Consider the following 16,349-nt stretch of genomic DNA (forward strand, 5'->3'; position numbering starts at 1 on the left):
AATAGAAGCGTCATTATGCTTATTGAAAAATGGGAGACAACACATACACTACGGGGGGCTAGGAATATGGAAACGGGAACATCACGCGTTAAAAGAGGTATGGCTGAAATGCAAAAAGGCGGCGTAATCATGGATGTCATGAACGCTGAGCAAGCTAAAATTGCGGAAGCAGCAGGTGCAACAGCAGTAATGGCACTTGAGCGTGTTCCTTCCGATATTCGCGCAGCAGGTGGAGTAGCTCGCATGGCTGATCCAACGATTGTTGAAGAGGTGATGAAGGTCGTAACGATTCCTGTTATGGCAAAGGCACGTATTGGTCATTATGTAGAAGCCAAAGTACTTGAATCACTGGGTGTGGATTACTTGGATGAGAGTGAAGTACTGACTCCTGCGGATGAAGTATTCCATATTGATAAGCACGAGTTCACTGTACCTTTTGTATGTGGAGCGAAAGACTTGGGTGAAGCACTTCGCCGGATCGGTGAAGGAGCATCCATGATTCGTACGAAAGGTGAACCGGGAACAGGCAACATTGTTGAGGCGGTACGCCATATGCGTTTCATCAACAGCCAAATTCGTAAAGTAACTAATATGTCGAAGGACGAGCTATATGCAGAAGCAAAGAACCTTGGCGTTGCATACGAGCTTTTGCTTGATGTACATGAGAACGGGAAATTGCCAGTAGTTAACTTTGCAGCGGGTGGCGTAGCTACTCCGGCAGACGCAGCTCTTATGATGCACCTTGGAGCAGACGGTGTATTCGTAGGTTCCGGCATTTTCAAATCCGATAGCCCGGAGAAGTTTGCTCGTGCGATCGTTGAAGCAACAACACATTATACAGACTATAAATTGATTGCCGAGGTTTCCAAAAATCTTGGAGCACCAATGAAAGGCATCGAAATTTCCAAACTTGCACCTTCCGAGCGTATGCAGGATCGCGGCTGGTAAGAGAAGGGGAATTAACAGATGAAGATCGGCGTTTTGGCACTTCAGGGTGCTGTTACAGAGCATATACGTAGTATTGAACGTGCTGGGGCCGAGGGCATAGCAATCAAGCAAGTCCAGCAGCTAGAAGAACTGGATGGCCTGATTCTGCCGGGTGGAGAAAGTACGACTATCGGTAAGCTTATGCGCAAGTATGGGTTCATGGAAGCCATTCGATCCTTTGCGGCAGCAGGAAAGCCGGTATTCGGCACTTGTGCAGGTCTGATTGTCATGGCGAAGCACATTCAGGGTCAGGATGAGGCTCATCTGGAGCTTATGGATATGACGGTATCCCGTAATGCTTTTGGACGACAAAGAGAAAGCTTTGAGACGGATCTGCCAGTCAAAGGCATTGATCAGACGGTGCGAGCGGTATTTATACGTGCGCCGTTAATTGAAAGTGTTGGCGACCAGGTGGAGGTTCTTTCAACGTACAAAGATGAGATTGTGACAGCTCGCCAGGGGCATCTGCTGGCTTGCTCCTACCATCCGGAGCTAACGGATGATTATCGTTTGCATGCTTACTTTGTAGACATGGCCAGAGCATATCAACAATCGGAAGAACTATAATAAAGTATGATGTACAACCTATGATCTCCCGGTCATCGGATCACTTCCTCAGACGTCTGTTTCAGGCTGCTGTGGCAGCTGCATCTGAACGGATGCCTCATGTTGCTTGTCACTGCTGCATAGCGGGAATTGCAGCAGTAGGCAGACCTGAGGACATAGGTTGTTTTTTCGGTTATTGCTATGAAGTAGGTTATAATAAATATATTGTCTTTTATATTGAAGGTTTCGAGAATGGGTCTAACATGAGGCCAGATATTGTAGGTTTATTAGGAGGGGTACGTAGTGCTTGATGTTAAAATATTGCGGAATGAATATGCACGAGTAGAGGAAGCATTAAACAACCGTGGCAAATCACTAGACCTGATTGCTGGATTCACCGAATTGGATGCAAAGCGCCGGGAGCTCCTTCAGGAGAGTGAGAATCTGAAGAGCCGCCGCAACACGGTATCTGCAGAGGTAGCCAGACTGAAAAAGAACCGTGAAAACGCGGATGATTTAATTGTCGAAATGCGTGAGGTATCTGATCGCATCAAAGCGATGGATGAAGAAGTACGTGAACTTGAGGTTAAAATTAATGATCTGACAATGGCGATTCCCAACATCCCTAATGAGAGTGTGCCTATCGGTACATCGGAAGAGGACAACGTTGAGATTCGTCGCTGGGAAGAGCCAAAGTCATTCTCTTTCACGCCTAAAGCGCACTGGGAGATTGCACAGGAGCTGGACATCCTTGATTTTGAAGCAGCAGCCAAAGTAACAGGTTCCCGTTTTACCTTCTACAAAGGGCTTGGAGCACGGTTAGAGCGTGCTTTGATTAACTTCATGATGGACTTGCACAGTGATCAGCATGGATACGAAGAAATTTTGCCTCCATACATTGTGAATCGGGACAGTTTGTTTGGAACAGGACAACTGCCGAAGTTTGAGGAAGATCTGTTTAAGCTTAGAGATACAGAGTATTATCTGATTCCAACAGCAGAAGTGCCGGTAACGAACTACCATCGAGAAGAGATTTTGAATGCAGATGATCTGCCGAAGCATTTTGTGGCGTACAGTTCGTGTTTCCGCTCTGAAGCCGGTTCGGCTGGACGTGATACTCGTGGCTTGATTCGTCAGCATCAGTTCAACAAAGTAGAGCTGCTCAAGCTGTCTTCACCAGAGACATCCTATGACGAGTTGGAGAAAATGACACAGAATGCAGAGCGTGTGCTGCAGCTTCTGGGCTTGCCTTACCGTGTCTTGACGCTCTGTACAGCTGATATGGGCTTCACTTCAGCCAAAACATATGATATCGAGGTATGGTTGCCAGAAAGCAACACATATCGTGAGATTTCATCTTGTTCCAACTGTGAAGACTTCCAAGCACGTCGTGCGAATATCCGCTTCCGCAGAGAGCCTAAGGCGAAGCCAGAATTTGTACACACATTAAACGGTTCTGGACTGGCTGTGGGACGCACGGTAGCAGCGATCCTGGAGAACTATCAGCAGGAAGACGGTACGGTAATTATTCCTGAAGCATTACGTCCTTATATGGGCGGGATTGACGTCATCGCTCGCCGCGCGTAAAGCCGGAAACGAGATCGGACACTATATTTATCATCTGACTCCATCCGTCATCTGCATGGTGACGGGCGGAATGGGTGATGCAATAGAACGTTGGCTAGAAGGTTGAGAATAGAAGTTGGTTTTTGATTAAAAAAAGATAATAAAAAACTTGCACTCTGATATCGATCTATGGTATGATACTTTTCGTGGCAAGTTTATAAATGAATGTATGGAGAGGTACCGAAGCGGTCATAACGGGGCGGTCTTGAAAACCGTTAGGGTGCAAGCCCACGTGGGTTCGAATCCCACCCTCTCCGCCATACCACACTTATAACAAGGATTTGAGCGTTAATGCTCAGGTCCTTTTTTTGTATTTTATATATAAAAAAGAGTGCAAACTTAGCATGCATAAAAACAACATCATTTCCACACGTTATAGAAGTGGAGGTGGTAAAGATGAACCGCGAGCTAAACATCGAACAGAACGAACTTGTAGGTGCATGGCAGGATCGTTTGCCCCAAGTCCTGAATGTGGGTGATCAGGCACAGATCATGGCTGATGAAGCTGATAACCAGGCGATACGGATACACATTGCAACAGCAGGTCATGAAATGTATTCTTTTGATTTTAAATGCCAATATGTTGATTCCCGTGAAGTTCGTGTAGAGCTGGTGGATGTGGAACGGGATGGGCGAGCAACGGATGAACGTACAGAGCCCATTCAGGAACTGGCGCATGATTACACCAGACATATTCACGAATGTGCCCAGTCTCTGCAGTCGATAACGAAATCTTAACGTGAACCAAAAGGAGTTGAATGGTGTGACTAAAGCTAAGTCAGGTGTGGACAAAAACCTACAAAATGTTGTTGGAGATCTCGACCAAACTGGAGTTAATAGTCATCATGCCAATCAAATACAGCAGGATTCCAATGATCGCCGTCATCAGGATGCTTTAAATCATGATAAAACGGAAGACAGAGACCCATCCCATTCTTGACTTATGATGAGGAGGCACTTGTATGAGTAAACCCAAAGCAATTCCTGTACCTGAAGCTCAGGATAACCATCAGCAACGTCATTCATCCAAGCGCTCTTCCATGCAGGAACCATTGTCTGGCTCTAAAAAAGTGAAGAATCAGAACCATGTGGATCATCTGAATCCAGAGGGATAACCCTATCAAGTGTTTGGTCATAAGATAAGTATCACACATATAAAAATATAAAAATTCAAAAGTCCCTTGTTACCAAACAGGGGGCTTTTGCGTATTCATACATATGGAAAGACTAGCAGTCAGATCATCCCGTTCCTGACCTAGGTCTTTGTAGCCATTTTCAAGAGGAAAAAACACAATTTTCCCAAATGAGGTTTCAGTATCAGCCGAGATGGTATATCATTGATATTGAATTATTTTTTTGGGGTTATCACGAGAGGAGAGAAACAAATGACTAAACGCATGGGGGCGCTTCTTCTTACGTTGTTGTTAACGGTATCTTTGGCTTTAACAGCATGTAGTAGCAAGCAAGAGCCAAAAGAGGCATTGAAGACGGCTGCAGCAAATGCTTCTAAATTAACATCGTATGAAATGAGTTCTAACTTTACAATTAATGAATTGAGTTATAAACCTGGTGATGCATCTCAGACGGATCCAAGCATGACCCAGTTTATGAGCATGCTGAAAGATGCGCAACTGAATGTCACAGGTGTATACCAAAGCGAGCCAATGCAGACAGAGATGACCGTTGGCATCGAGCTTAAAGGTGATATGGGAATGACCTTTAATATTCCTATGGTGTTGACTAAAGAGAAAATGTATGTGAAGGTGCCAAACATTCCATTCCTGCCAATTCCGGAAAATATCGTGAACAAATTCATTGAATTTGACTTGAAAAAGTTGGCGGAGCAAGAGGGTACTGAATTTAACCCTGATGCACTGGATGCTGCCAAAACACAAAAGCTGAGCAATGAAATCATGGATGCGGTATTGGGTGAATATGATCAAAATAAATTTTTCAAAAATCTCGATACCAAAGATGCTAAGCTGCCAGAAGGCGTAGATGCAAAGCAAGTTGTACAATTTTCGGTGAACAATGACAATGTGAAAGAAGCTCTTACAGTACTAGTAACCAAAGCATTGCCTAAGGTAATGGACATTGTCTCCAAAGAAGAGTACCGGGATATGCTGCAACTGAGCCAAGCGGATATCGATAAAGCCAAAGAAGATTTGAAAATTTCCGAAGCAGATCAAGCTAAGATGACGAAAGATCTGGATAAATTAAAAGATGTTCTGACAATCAACACATTTAACATCGATTTTGCTTTGGATAAAAATGACTTCCCAGTATATCAAAAAATGGTTGCTGATATGCTGATCAAACCGGAAGATACCAAAGACGAAGTGAAATTGGCGTTTACGGGATCGAATACGTACACTAAGATTAACGAAAAACCTGAATTCAAAATCAATATCCCAACGGGTGATGATGTAATCACGATGGAAGAGTTCGAGAAAATGATGAATTCCTCTTACGGCGGGTACTAAAACCTAGAATTAAAACGAAACCGTCTGATATTCAACTGGAGGATGAACTTCTCCAGCCTGAATGTCAGACGGTTTTATTATGTTGACCCAATGCCACATATCGCATCAACCAGCGCTAAAAGTCCTTCTCCAAATCCTCAGCAAGCACAGCGTATATTTGGTGGTCTTGATAGATCCCGTTGATTTTCAAATATTTCCTAGCGATCCCCTCAGGCTGAAATCCGTTTTTCTCAAGAACCCGCTTTGAGCCGTGGTTTGAAGGCAGTACAGCAGCTTGTACACGATTTAATTTTAGAGCGCGAAAGCCATAGGCTACAGCTAGCTTCACAGCTGCTGACATACGACCGCCGCCTTGATAGTCCGGATGGATAAAGTAACCTATATCTGCGTAGTTAGCAACGCCGAGTACAACATTGTTCAGACTGATCTGCCCGATGAGCAGGTCATCCTTAATGTTGAAAATTCCGAACTGATAACCGTTACCCTCGTCAGCCGCTTGCACACGGTCCTGGATCCGCCGAGTCTGCGCTTCAAGTGTATAAAAATCATTCTCCCGAACCGGTTCAACTGCTTGATAAGGGATTCGGGTAAGACTAATCAATTCAAGATAGGCTTGTGCATTCTGGGTGGTGAGTAACCGAAGACTTATTCCATGGGCTGTATCATAAAGTGTTAGTGTCATTCCAGCAGACTTCCTTTCTTATGCAGTTTTTTGCGATGGAATTATGGTGTGTCTTGAAACTTATTTTTTACGTAAACGTCTGAAAAATTGGGTCAGCATGGAAGAGCACTCCAGTTGCAGAACATCCGCAATAACCTCGGTTCTATGGTTAAAACGTGGTTCTTGCAACAAATTCATCAGTGTCCCTGCACAGCCTGCTTTGGGATCAGCAGTACCGAAGACGACGCGTGGAACTCTGGATTGTACAATCGCACCAGCACACATTGGACAAGGTTCTAGAGTAACATACAGTGAACAGTCCAGTAAGCGCCAAGCTCCAATGACTTTGCTGGCCTCACGAATGGCTACCATCTCCGCATGTGCCGTAGAATCCAGTGTAGTTTCCCGCAGATTATACCCACGTCCGATAATTTCGTTGTTACGCACGATGACGGCTCCTATAGGTACCTCACCAAGCGCTTCAGCTTTCTGGGCTTCTGCGATCGCTTGTCTCATCCAATACTCATGCAGCTCTTCCTCGGTCATCTTTATGAGATCAGGCTGGGAAAAATCATCATTCATAAGTGAAAAACTCCTTCCGTTCCCGTTTATTCAGCGAACAAGTATTCGGTTTGTTAACATGTTGTGTATAGAATTGTGGATAACTAGTAGTTAATCACATAGTTATGAACATACTATCCACAACCCTGTGGATTTGTGAATAAATCAAGTGATAAATTTCATTGCATTTCATGGAAATTGAATAAACAACAATATTCGACCTGTTCAGCCTGAGCGGTAACTTTTGGGCAAAGGGCAATTATCCTTTTCAAATAGTCATACAAGCGTTATGATGGATATAGGTTTTGCCATATATCGCCAGAGGGCATAAGCCGAGAGGTGAACAAAAAATTTGTCTATTAAAACGAAATTATCCATGATTATGTCGTGCTCTGTGCTTGTTATTTTGGTATTAAATATCGCACTGAGCTATTATACTACAGAAGAGAATCTGAGGCAGGATAGTGAGAACAAGATGGTGCTCACAGCCAAACAGATTGCAATTTCTGTCGAACAGAATCAGTACAGTGCTGAATATGTAAAAAGGCAGATCGGCAACAACTTGTGGCTTGCTTCTATAATGGCAGCAGATGAATTAGATCCAGACATCAAAAATATTACCAATGAAGACCTGGTTCGTTTGAGTAAAAGAGTAGGTGTATCTCATATCTCCCTTCTGGAACAGACGGATGATGACATCGTGGTTAACCGTTCTTCTGATCCAAGAGAGATTGGTTTGTCTACAAAATCGATGACATACTGGTACCAGGCGTTTAAGCAGTTATTTGAGAAGCATCAGGTAACGATTCCCCAAGGGCAGAAACTGGATCATTTCTGGTCAGATGGGTTCGAATATTCGACTTCCAGTCCTACAGATATTGATATCTGGGGATATTACCATGATGGAAAGAGAAACTACATAATCAATCCCTTCTATAATAATACTGAAGTAGATGACTATGTGAAAATCTCTAGCCCGGATGAAATTTTAAATAAAATTCGTGAAGTCAATCCTTCCATTCTGGAGATTACAGGCATTAATCCGTTGACGTTTGCCAGTCCGGAGATGAGTGGTGACGGAAGAGATACGAACTTTAGCAAACTGAACAACAGACCGATTCGTTTTGGTACATATCAGTATGGCTCGGTAGATGAAGATCATCGCGCTGTAGTAAGGGCTGTTCGCACCGGGCAGAATGTATCATTTGTTAGTGAGACACATGATCAGAAGGTTTTGAAGAGTTTTATTCCGATCTTCACACCGAATGAGTCTTCCTATGTGATCAGTATTGTCATGGATTATAAACAAATATCCTCGATGGTCTCTGAGCAATTGGTCAGCCATGCTTCCATATCTTTGGTGTTGCTGGAGATTGTGATCTTTGGTAGTTACTTGCTGGCTGGTTACATCACGCGGCCAATCCAATCGATCCTGGGCAAGGTGAATGATGTGGCGGATGGGCACTTTGATTTCCGTTTGAAAATTAAACGCAAGGATGAGCTTGGACAACTTGCCAACCGGATTAATGCCATGATTCGAAATCTTGGTCACTACACAAGCCGCTTGAAACAGATGTATGAAGAAAACCGGGCAGTTAAGGAGCATTTGGAGTCTATCATCAATCAAACCGCCGATGCAATTCATATAACAGATCTCGAAGGAAAAGTGCTGCGGGTCAACCGAGCTTTTGAACAACTATATGGTTTCCGTAGCCGTGAGGTAGAAGGGCGTTTGCTGAAGATTATCCCGCCAGAGGCGGAAGAGGAAATGAAGAAGCAGCATGCACAGCTGGTTGAGGGCATGTCAATTACGTCCAACGAAACAATCTGGATGAAGAAAGATGGGACAAGGGTCGAGGTCAGTGTTAGTACAGCGCCTGTGAGGGACGAGGCTGGTGAGATTACAGCACTCATCAGTGTCTCAAGGGATATTACTAGCCGTAATCGGATGGAAGAGCTGCTTAGACGGTCCGAGAAGTTAACAACGGTTGGACAGCTCGCAGCTGGTGTAGCTCATGAGATTCGTAACCCCCTTACGACACTGCGCGGTTTTTTACAACTTCAACAGGAAAGCAACAAATTAAACCATCGCCATCTGGATCTGATGTTATCCGAGCTTGATCGAATCAACCTGATTGTAGGTGAGTTTCTTATTTTGGCCAAGCCGCAGGCCGTTCATTTTCAGGAACGGGATATTCGTTTCATTCTTGGAGATGTCATCTCGCTGCTGGATAGTCAGGCTCATCTGCACGGGGTAGAGTTTGTATTGCATGCCTCATCAGACTCGGCTATGGTACACTGTGAAGAGAATCAGTTGAAGCAAGTATTTATCAATGTGCTGAAAAACGGAATGGAAGCGATGCCGAATGGAGGAAGCATCCATATCAAACTTAAGGCTGATGAGCTTGCCAAGCGGGTAAGAATTGAAATCAAGGATGAAGGGATCGGTATTCCTGAAGAGATGATGTCAAAGCTTGGGGAGCCGTTCTTCACCAATAAAGAATCAGGCACGGGACTCGGCCTCATGGTCAGTCAACGCATTATTCAATCACATAAGGGCATGATGGATATTAAGAGTGTAATGAAGAGAGGAACGACGGTCATTATTGAACTGCCAGCCTCTGAACTCCACCCGCAGTTACAAGAGGCAGAACAGACAGCGGAAGAACAACAACCAGACGAAGAGAACTAGATGAGGTGAGATGACCTTTTGCGTATTAATAAGTTTATTAGTGAGACAGGTTACTGCTCCCGTCGAGCAGCTGATAAGTTAATTGAGAGTGGTCAGGTGACCATTAATGGCGTTAAGGCGGAGCTGGGCAGTCAAGCAGAAGAGGGCGATGATGTTCGAATTAACGGCAAGCCCATTAGTGAGAAGAAAAAGCATGTTTACATCGCGCTGAACAAGCCCGTGGGCATCACCAGCACGACCGAGCAGCATATTCAGGGAAATATCGTTGATTTTGTTGGTCACCATGAACGGATCTTCCCTATTGGACGTCTAGACAAGGATTCGGAAGGCTTGATTCTGATGACGAATGATGGTGACATCGTGAATCGGATTCTGAGAGCGGAAGGCCGTCATGAAAAGGAATATATCGTTACGGTTGATCGAGCCATTACGCCGAGTTTCCTTAAAGGCATGAGTACAGGAGTCAAAATTCTGGGTGAAATGACTTTGCCTTGTACAGTAACCAGAATGACAGATCGTGTGTTCCGAATTATTTTGACGGAAGGAAAAAATCGTCAGATTCGCCGCATGGTTAGTGCATTCGGATACGAGGTTCGCAAGCTGAAACGGATTCGCATTATGAACATTCACCTTGGAGAACAGGCGACAGGATCATGGAGGGAGCTTACAGCCGCTGAAAAGGCAGAGCTGGGCAGCTTGCTGGACTATTCGCTGGAATAGGAAGTGAAGAACGAGAATCAGTCAATGATTTGTTCTGCATTAGTAAGAGTGAAGAGAAGCATTGTTTCCTTACAAGAGGAGGCAATGCTTTTTTGATTTAAATACAGGGGGACGACCTATACTATGGTTTAAAAGAGAGAAAAACCGTTCCCCTTAAGCTTAATGGAGAACGGTCTTGAACTCATGTATTGCTGAGGGCTTCTAATTGCTGCCACTCACGGATTTTGCATTGGTATTCTTACTTTGATACTTCCGGATAATCGACACTTCTACACGCCGATTCTGCGCTCTTCCGATATTTGTATCGTTGCTGGCGACTGGGTGATACTCGCCATATCCACTAGGCGTGAACTTCGAAGGGTCCAACTGAGTATTTAATAACAGGATTTTCAGAAAATTCAAGGCACGATCTGCACTCAAATCCCAATTATCCTTATATTGGTTATTCGAAATGGGCACATTATCGGTATGACCAGATACGACAATTTCGTACTCAGGGAACTCTTGAAGCATGCTGGAGATCGCCTTGGCCAGTGAGCGTGATTCAGGTTTTACATCTGCCCGTCCGGAGGAGAACAGGGCCTTATCACTGATGGTGATCTTCAGTTCAGACTGGTTGAGCTTCGTGTTCAACTGGTCTGAAAGCCCATTTTGAGCAATATACTTGTCGAGTTGTTTCTTCAGCTTCTCCAGATTTTCTTGTTCCTTCTGAGCCATCTGAGCATCAGTGATCTGTGCAGGTGTCTTCTTCGTAATTTCCTTAGGGATATCCTTGTTCTTGCCAAGATCCGTACTGGATTCAGTCGGATTCATGGAGGTATGATCCAGGACACCTGAGCCTCCGTTGAGTGCACTGCTTAGTGCTGAAGCCATTTGCTCGAATTTGGCAGCATCAAGTGAGCTCATGGAGAACAGGGTGATAAATAAGGCGAGCAGCAAGGTCATCAAGTCGGAATAGGGAAGCAACCAACTTTCATCGATATGTTCTTCATGCGGTTCGTGCTTTTTAGCCTTTTTCACCTGATGATCCCTCCTTCTCTTCCAGTTGTTTACGTTCGGAAGGTGTCAGGAATACGGATAACTTTTGGTTGATGGCAATGGTTGATACACCCGATTGAATAGACAAGAGCCCTTCAACCATCATCAACTTGATTTCCATCTCTTTCTTGGACATCCGTTTCAACTTGTTGGACATCGGATGCCACAACACGTAACCACTAAAGATACCAAGGAGTGTTGCAATGAATGCGGCTGCAATCGCATGAGAGAGCTTCTCCATGTCACTGAGGTCGGCAAGTGCAGCGATGAGACCTACTACAGCCCCGAGAACCCCCAGTGTTGGTGCATACATCCCTGCTTGAGCGAAGATCAGTGCACCGCCGCGATGCCGCTCTTCGGTCGCATGAATATCTTCCATCAGGACGTCACTTACAAATTCTTGATCGTTGCCGTCAATAATCATCCGCATACCGCCACGAAGGAATTGATCATCAATCTCTTCTACTTTTGACTCCAGTGCTAGCAAACCTTCACGACGGGTAGTGGAAGCCCAGTCCATAAATGTGCCGATCAGAGAGACGCGGTCAATCAATTGTTGCTTTTTGAAAAGGATACCGAATAACTTCGGAATCTTCTTAACTTCAGACATAGGAAACGCCATAAAGATGGTTCCTGCCGTACCAACGAAGATAATAACGTAAGCTGCCGGGTTATTAACGAGGTTGATCAGCGGGGCACCCTTCAGAAACATACCAAGTACAAGGGAGACTAAACCCAAAACTAGTCCGATAATCGTTGAAATTTCCATCATACACCTCATCCATGAGATAAAATTGAATCCTTTCAAGCGGCTGAATTCGGGCTTCCGGACGAACGTTCTGCCGCAATCCGTTGCATGTTTGGCTGCCTCCATGGCTGCCGAAACGATTGAAACGGTCATGTATAGTATTTATCGACCAGAGGGCCTTTTTTTTTAAGGGTTATTTTCAGGTATAATAAGAACAAATCCGCCTCTTTCGGGGTGAGTAGGAGTGAAAAGTCAATGGGCGTAAAGCATGGACGTGATTATGAAGGAATATTGACAGATTTAACTGTGGCCATCGGGCGCATCCCGGATCGCTATGTTTTCTTTGAAATGGATGCGGAAGAGTGGGGGAGACTGGGGGAAACGGAACAGCATGAAGTAGATGAGGCCCTGGCAGAGGATCTGTTTTATGCTCTCGGGGAGGAAGCGGTCATACCGGTTGGTAGCGGCGTCGTGATCCATGATAAGGAACAGCATCGAATTCATATTTTAATTGGAGAAGAAGAATTAACATTTGTTCCTTTAATTTAAGAAAATGTATCGACGATAAGACCTTGCGCATCAAGGCGCTGAGCCGTCTGTTCTATGGATTTTGGCGCTTTGACGTGGTAAGATGATACTCATGAAAAAAGGTGCCGCAGGGCGGTGGCCTGCCTTTAAAGCTGTAGGGCAGCGTGCGAAGGTGTCGATGGTCACGTGGATTCAAGTCCGCGATGTCTCATCATATGGGGAGGAAGATAACGCATGGTTTTTACGCAAGAGGAAGTCGAAGCTCATCTGGGAAGGCTGGAAGGCTGGGAACTGGAAGAGGGACGGTGGATTGTCCGCAAATTTATGTTTTCTAACTATATGAAAGGGATTGCATTTGTAGACGAAGTCGCCGCGATTTCGGAAGCATTCAATCATCATCCTTTTATTACTATTGATTATACAACGGTTACGCTGCGTCTTACGTCATGGGATGAGGGCGGCATTACATCGGTAGACATTAAGGAAGCAGAGCAATACAATGAAGCATTTGAGAAAATGAGAACAGAATAATCTGCAGTAGCATCCTAGTTCTAAAATCTGCCTACAGAATATTGCCCTTAACCACTAAAAAAAGAGGCTCTTGCTTCCCAAACGGGAAAACGAGAGCCTCTCTTTGATGCCTTGCGTCGTGACACTTATTTCTTCTCTGCCAACCACATAGCGATATGGGCGATTTCCTCATCCTGCAGTCTGCCTTTGAAGGAAGGCATGCCGCCTTTACCTTTGACAATCGTGGAATAAATTTTCTCCACATCGTCCTTGCTACCAATGTTTGCAAGAGCCGGGCCTACGCCACCTTGAAGCTGATCACCGTGACAGGAAATACAGTTGGCTTTCACCAGTGTTTCAGCCTGTCCAGCATCCATAGCTACTTCAGGCATGGACGGTTTGGCTTCCTTTTCTACTTCCTCTTTACCTGGAAGCGTAAACATTAAAACAATAGCTAAAGCACATGCTGCAAAAAATACCCCGCTCATGATCCATTTGTGCATCCCTTATGTCCCCTCCAGAATGAAAGATCATCTAACTCAAACTATCCCTATCATTATAACGGAAGCTGTCATTACATCATAGCATTTTGTGGTAATTTTTTGAACTAATCACCAAAGAGAGACAAATTGAAACCATTTTAATCATTATTTTACGCTCTAGGGCCTTCATAGACCATGCAATAGAAGGGCTTTAAACCACTTGGGGTTTGGCGTTCATATGTATCCTGAATGATAAATCCGCTCTTTAGATATACTTGAATAGCACGGTTGTTCCAAGTAAGTACTTCAAGATCGATCTCATTGTACGGATTGCGGCGGATGGCCTCTTGTACGATGGCTTCAACGAAAGCTTTGCCATGACCTTGACCACATTGATTCGGGTGCATGCCGAGGCCAATACGTGTAACATTCTGGAGCGGAAAATACTGTGCAAAACCATACACATGATTATCCTGATTCAGGACAATGGCATATTGCTCTTCTCGCAGTTGTGCATCTCCAAACTCGACTTCCAGTGCTTTCATCTGTTCCCACGGCAACCAGCTATAGATATTGTAAGGCGGATCATATTGCCAGCTACAGATGAGTTCTGCATGACCTTCCTGCATAGGCACCACATGAAACGTCAAAGGGGCTTCATTCTTCATATAAAAGCGCATGCTCCTCTCTCCGTTATCCGTTCATTGTTCACTCTACAAAAGACCTGTCCATTTGACAAGTCTTCAATTCTCAGAAAAAAATGAAACAAAAGTACGGATCACTCCGTTTATATTATAACGGGTTGGGTAAAAACATCATAAGGGCACGGATCAACGAAGGAAGATAACATGTTGGTTCAGGAACATATACATGAATTGTAGCATCAGCAACCACATGGGATCAGAAAGCATAAAAAAACCGCCGGATACATTCCTGCGGAGAATGTACCGGGCGGTTCTGTTTATACTTCGTTACAGTATGATGTTGATTCCGGCTTGTCCCTAGTCGAGGGCCAAAGACTCATACGCGTCCGTGCTCATAATCCGTTTAGCGCCAATGTAGCGGTTAGCCCAGTAATCTTCACTCAATGAGCTGATCGTTACACCTTTGGAAGAAGAAGAATGTGCGAACTTGCCACTTCCTACAAAAATACCTACGTGAGACACGCCTTTACCTGTTGTGTTAAAGAACACCAGATCTCCAGGTCTCATCTCCATGCGAGATACGGAATCCCCCATGTCGTATTGAGAGCTAGATTGACGAGCCAAATCAATACCTAGTTTGTCGAATACATACCGTGTGAATCCGGAGCAGTCAAAACCATCAAGTGTTGTTCCTCCGCTTTTGTATGTAGTTCCCATTGCTGAATCAATGACTTTATCCATCTTAGAATCTGCAAACGCGCTGCCTGCTCCAAGTGATAATGCAAATGTGAGGCTAAGTACTGCTGCTGTAAGTTTCTTCTTAAACAAGTGATATACCCCTTCCAACGCCTGCGAGGTTAGCTTAAGGATTCGGTTGAAGGTCCCCTATGATCCCTCTGTTTCAAGATCAATTCACCCATAACTGGTTCCCCCGCTTCCCAGGTGCCAAGAATTTGGCTATGCTAGTTATTGCACCTGAAAAAGAAAAGAAAATTTAATTTTAAGGATTTAATTTTAAGTTGTTACAAATAAGGATTTAAAGATTACAAAGTTGTTACTAAAAGCTCACTGCGATTATTGTACCAGAGGCTTAGTACTTTGGCAACGTTTAGCAGCAAAATTAGCAAAAAAAACCTCGACCTTTGACGGGGAAAGGTCGAGGTTTGTGTATTTATACGCAATAACGAATGAAATGTTTAACATGAGATGGTAACAAATTTTTATTTTTGAAAGCGATATCAGATTGCATGCGAAATTGTGGGATTAACCTATATGATCTTCATTTCTGGTTGATGTCGATTGCCATAAGCGAAAATGACTACAAATTTTCCACATGCTGAGCAGGCTGCGGGCAAGGGGGTAGGTTTGTTGCAAGATCAGCCCGGAGAGTCCTGTCAGGAACCATGAGGCAGATGTGAATGCACCAAAGACAAACAAATGAACAACTCCGAGCGCCAGCGCAATGCCGATGACAGGGAAGATGCGGCGTACAGCAATCCACAGTCCCTTAAATGTACCGTGAGTTCGTCCTTCTCCTTCAGGGTCAGAAATGCCAAACTGCATATAGAGCACGGCATGGTGTACAATCCAGCCATAGATGATCCAGCTTGCTACATATGGGATGCCAGGAAGTAATAGATGAAGAGAATGAAAGCTATCCATTATTGTTGAATACAAAATGGGAACGAGCCAGTATCCAGGAAGTAGTATGAGTACTGTACGTATGGTGTGCGTCAGGAGCATCGGTTTCCATAACTTTTTAATGCCCTGAATAAAAGGAATGCGTTCTTCTGTAGAATTGTAATGTTGAAGGGAGTAAAGCAATCCTGCTTGAATGAGTGGACTGATCAACAGGCGAAGCAGCAACATGGCACCCAGAATCCATAGATAGCGCTGGACTTCCGGGCCAGACAGACTCAGCTGGCTTTCCATTTTGAATAAAAGTGTGCTTAGCTCTCCGACATCGTCTGTTGGGTAACGTAGCAGAAGAGGAACGACAGCCGATTGAACAAGCCGATAGATAAAATATCCCCAGATTAATTGATAGACAAATAAAAGTGCGGCAATAAACATATGCTGACGGACGAGAAACCAGCCTTCACGAATTTTTGCTTTCACTGTCT

General features: G+C 44.4%; 19 protein-coding genes, 1 tRNA gene and 1 riboswitch. Of the genes, 12 read left to right on the top strand and 8 right to left on the bottom strand.

Annotated features, from left to right (window positions below; genetic code table 11):
• Positions 1-66: 66 nt before the first annotated feature.
• The 8 genes from pdxS (at position 67) to AC1VYS_RS00455 (ending at position 5,642) form a co-directional block, all read left to right on the top strand.
• Positions 67-948, top strand: a complete 882-nt coding sequence (pdxS, locus tag AC1VYS_RS00420) for a pyridoxal 5'-phosphate synthase lyase subunit PdxS (protein ID WP_062329598.1) — start codon at positions 67-69, stop codon at positions 946-948.
• Positions 949-966: 18 nt separating this feature from the next.
• Entirely contained in the window at positions 967-1,554 is a 588-nt protein-coding gene (gene pdxT, locus AC1VYS_RS00425; protein ID WP_482912582.1) for a pyridoxal 5'-phosphate synthase glutaminase subunit PdxT, read from the top strand.
• 282 nt (positions 1,555-1,836) lie between these two features.
• Positions 1,837-3,120 (top strand): serine--tRNA ligase, encoded by a 1,284-nt coding sequence (gene serS, locus AC1VYS_RS00430; RefSeq protein ID WP_482912583.1) that lies wholly within the window; start codon positions 1,837-1,839, stop codon positions 3,118-3,120.
• Between the two features lie 210 nt (positions 3,121-3,330).
• Positions 3,331-3,419: transfer RNA gene (locus AC1VYS_RS00435), tRNA-Ser, on the top strand.
• A 136-nt stretch (positions 3,420-3,555) separates the two neighbouring features.
• Positions 3,556-3,897, top strand: a complete 342-nt coding sequence (locus AC1VYS_RS00440; protein ID WP_482912584.1) for a hypothetical protein — start codon at positions 3,556-3,558, stop codon at positions 3,895-3,897.
• A gap of 25 nt (positions 3,898-3,922) precedes the next feature.
• Positions 3,923-4,099 (top strand): hypothetical protein, encoded by a 177-nt coding sequence (locus AC1VYS_RS00445; protein ID WP_482912585.1) that lies wholly within the window; start codon positions 3,923-3,925, stop codon positions 4,097-4,099.
• Positions 4,100-4,121: 22 nt separating this feature from the next.
• Positions 4,122-4,274, top strand: coding sequence for a small acid-soluble spore protein P (locus AC1VYS_RS00450; RefSeq protein ID WP_123067169.1), 153 nt, complete (start codon positions 4,122-4,124; stop codon positions 4,272-4,274).
• Between the two features lie 270 nt (positions 4,275-4,544).
• A complete protein-coding gene (locus tag AC1VYS_RS00455; RefSeq protein ID WP_482912586.1) occupies positions 4,545-5,642 on the top strand; it encodes a hypothetical protein in 1,098 nt (365 codons plus the stop codon).
• Positions 5,643-5,757: 115 nt separating this feature from the next.
• Here AC1VYS_RS00455 and AC1VYS_RS00460 read toward each other — a convergent pair whose 3' ends face one another.
• Positions 5,758-6,324, bottom strand: coding sequence for a GNAT family N-acetyltransferase (locus AC1VYS_RS00460; RefSeq protein WP_482912587.1), 567 nt, complete (start codon positions 6,322-6,324; stop codon positions 5,758-5,760).
• A 60-nt stretch (positions 6,325-6,384) separates the two neighbouring features.
• Positions 6,385-6,885, bottom strand: coding sequence for a tRNA adenosine(34) deaminase TadA (gene tadA / locus AC1VYS_RS00465; RefSeq protein WP_482912588.1), 501 nt, complete (start codon positions 6,883-6,885; stop codon positions 6,385-6,387).
• A 331-nt stretch (positions 6,886-7,216) separates the two neighbouring features.
• Between tadA and AC1VYS_RS00470 the strand changes: the two genes are divergently transcribed.
• Both AC1VYS_RS00470 and AC1VYS_RS00475 read left to right on the top strand, forming a co-directional pair.
• Positions 7,217-9,556: an ATP-binding protein gene (locus AC1VYS_RS00470; protein WP_482912589.1), complete on the top strand. Its 2,340-nt coding sequence runs from the start codon at positions 7,217-7,219 to the stop codon at positions 9,554-9,556.
• 18 nt (positions 9,557-9,574) lie between these two features.
• Positions 9,575-10,276, top strand: coding sequence for a pseudouridine synthase (locus AC1VYS_RS00475; RefSeq protein WP_441930931.1), 702 nt, complete (start codon positions 9,575-9,577; stop codon positions 10,274-10,276).
• 201 nt (positions 10,277-10,477) lie between these two features.
• Here AC1VYS_RS00475 and motB read toward each other — a convergent pair whose 3' ends face one another.
• Together motB and motA are read right to left on the bottom strand one after the other, a co-directional pair.
• The gene (gene motB / locus AC1VYS_RS00480) at positions 10,478-11,296 is read right to left on the bottom strand and encodes a flagellar motor protein MotB (RefSeq protein WP_482912590.1); all 819 of its coding nucleotides are present in this window, start codon (positions 11,294-11,296) and stop codon (positions 10,478-10,480) included.
• Positions 11,283-12,083: a flagellar motor stator protein MotA gene (gene motA / locus AC1VYS_RS00485; RefSeq protein WP_342556189.1), complete on the bottom strand. Its 801-nt coding sequence runs from the start codon at positions 12,081-12,083 to the stop codon at positions 11,283-11,285. The genes motB and motA overlap by 14 nt, the downstream gene beginning before the upstream one ends.
• Before the next feature lie 234 nt (positions 12,084-12,317).
• Here motA and AC1VYS_RS00490 point away from each other — a divergent pair, with 234 nt between their 5' ends.
• Both AC1VYS_RS00490 and AC1VYS_RS00495 read left to right on the top strand, forming a co-directional pair.
• Positions 12,318-12,611: a hypothetical protein gene (locus AC1VYS_RS00490; protein WP_441930929.1), complete on the top strand. Its 294-nt coding sequence runs from the start codon at positions 12,318-12,320 to the stop codon at positions 12,609-12,611.
• Positions 12,612-12,824: 213 nt separating this feature from the next.
• On the top strand, positions 12,825-13,121 hold the full coding sequence (locus AC1VYS_RS00495; RefSeq protein ID WP_441930928.1) for a 4a-hydroxytetrahydrobiopterin dehydratase: 297 nt from the start codon (positions 12,825-12,827) through the stop codon (positions 13,119-13,121).
• Positions 13,122-13,246: 125 nt separating this feature from the next.
• Here the strand turns inward: AC1VYS_RS00495 and AC1VYS_RS00500 are convergent, their stop codons facing one another.
• The 4 genes from AC1VYS_RS00500 to AC1VYS_RS00515 form a co-directional block, all read right to left on the bottom strand.
• On the bottom strand, positions 13,247-13,603 hold the full coding sequence (locus tag AC1VYS_RS00500) for a c-type cytochrome (protein WP_482912591.1): 357 nt from the start codon (positions 13,601-13,603) through the stop codon (positions 13,247-13,249).
• Between the two features lie 149 nt (positions 13,604-13,752).
• A complete protein-coding gene (locus AC1VYS_RS00505) occupies positions 13,753-14,250 on the bottom strand; it encodes a GNAT family N-acetyltransferase (protein WP_482912592.1) in 498 nt (165 codons plus the stop codon).
• 333 nt (positions 14,251-14,583) lie between these two features.
• Entirely contained in the window at positions 14,584-15,054 is a 471-nt protein-coding gene (locus AC1VYS_RS00510) for a C40 family peptidase (RefSeq protein ID WP_441930924.1), read from the bottom strand.
• 3 nt (positions 15,055-15,057) lie between these two features.
• Positions 15,058-15,195: riboswitch (cyclic di-AMP (ydaO/yuaA leader) on the bottom strand.
• A gap of 294 nt (positions 15,196-15,489) precedes the next feature.
• Positions 15,490-16,344 (bottom strand): hypothetical protein, encoded by an 855-nt coding sequence (locus tag AC1VYS_RS00515; RefSeq protein ID WP_482912593.1) that lies wholly within the window; start codon positions 16,342-16,344, stop codon positions 15,490-15,492.
• Positions 16,345-16,349: the final 5 nt, after the last annotated feature.

The sequence above is a fragment of the Paenibacillus sp. G34 genome (assembly GCF_056856875.1).

Excerpts from the sequence above, each read along its gene's own strand:
- AC1VYS_RS00455 (WP_482912586.1), top strand. The coding sequence starts at position 4,545 with ATGACTAAACGCATGGGGGCGCTTCTTCTTACGTTGTTGTTAACGGTA.
- motA (WP_342556189.1), bottom strand. The coding sequence starts at position 12,083 with ATGGAAATTTCAACGATTATCGGACTAGTTTTGGGTTTAGTCTCCCTT.
- pdxT (WP_482912582.1), top strand. The coding sequence starts at position 967 with ATGAAGATCGGCGTTTTGGCACTTCAGGGTGCTGTTACAGAGCATATA.
- AC1VYS_RS00500 (WP_482912591.1), bottom strand. The coding sequence starts at position 13,603 with ATGCACAAATGGATCATGAGCGGGGTATTTTTTGCAGCATGTGCTTTA.
- pdxS (WP_062329598.1), top strand. The coding sequence starts at position 67 with ATGGAAACGGGAACATCACGCGTTAAAAGAGGTATGGCTGAAATGCAA.
- AC1VYS_RS00505 (WP_482912592.1), bottom strand. The coding sequence starts at position 14,250 with ATGAAGAATGAAGCCCCTTTGACGTTTCATGTGGTGCCTATGCAGGAA.
- AC1VYS_RS00450 (WP_123067169.1), top strand. The coding sequence starts at position 4,122 with ATGAGTAAACCCAAAGCAATTCCTGTACCTGAAGCTCAGGATAACCAT.
- AC1VYS_RS00490 (WP_441930929.1), top strand. The coding sequence starts at position 12,318 with ATGGGCGTAAAGCATGGACGTGATTATGAAGGAATATTGACAGATTTA.
- AC1VYS_RS00460 (WP_482912587.1), bottom strand. The coding sequence starts at position 6,324 with ATGACACTAACACTTTATGATACAGCCCATGGAATAAGTCTTCGGTTA.
- AC1VYS_RS00440 (WP_482912584.1), top strand. The coding sequence starts at position 3,556 with ATGAACCGCGAGCTAAACATCGAACAGAACGAACTTGTAGGTGCATGG.
- tadA (WP_482912588.1), bottom strand. The coding sequence starts at position 6,885 with ATGAATGATGATTTTTCCCAGCCTGATCTCATAAAGATGACCGAGGAA.
- AC1VYS_RS00495 (WP_441930928.1), top strand. The coding sequence starts at position 12,825 with ATGGTTTTTACGCAAGAGGAAGTCGAAGCTCATCTGGGAAGGCTGGAA.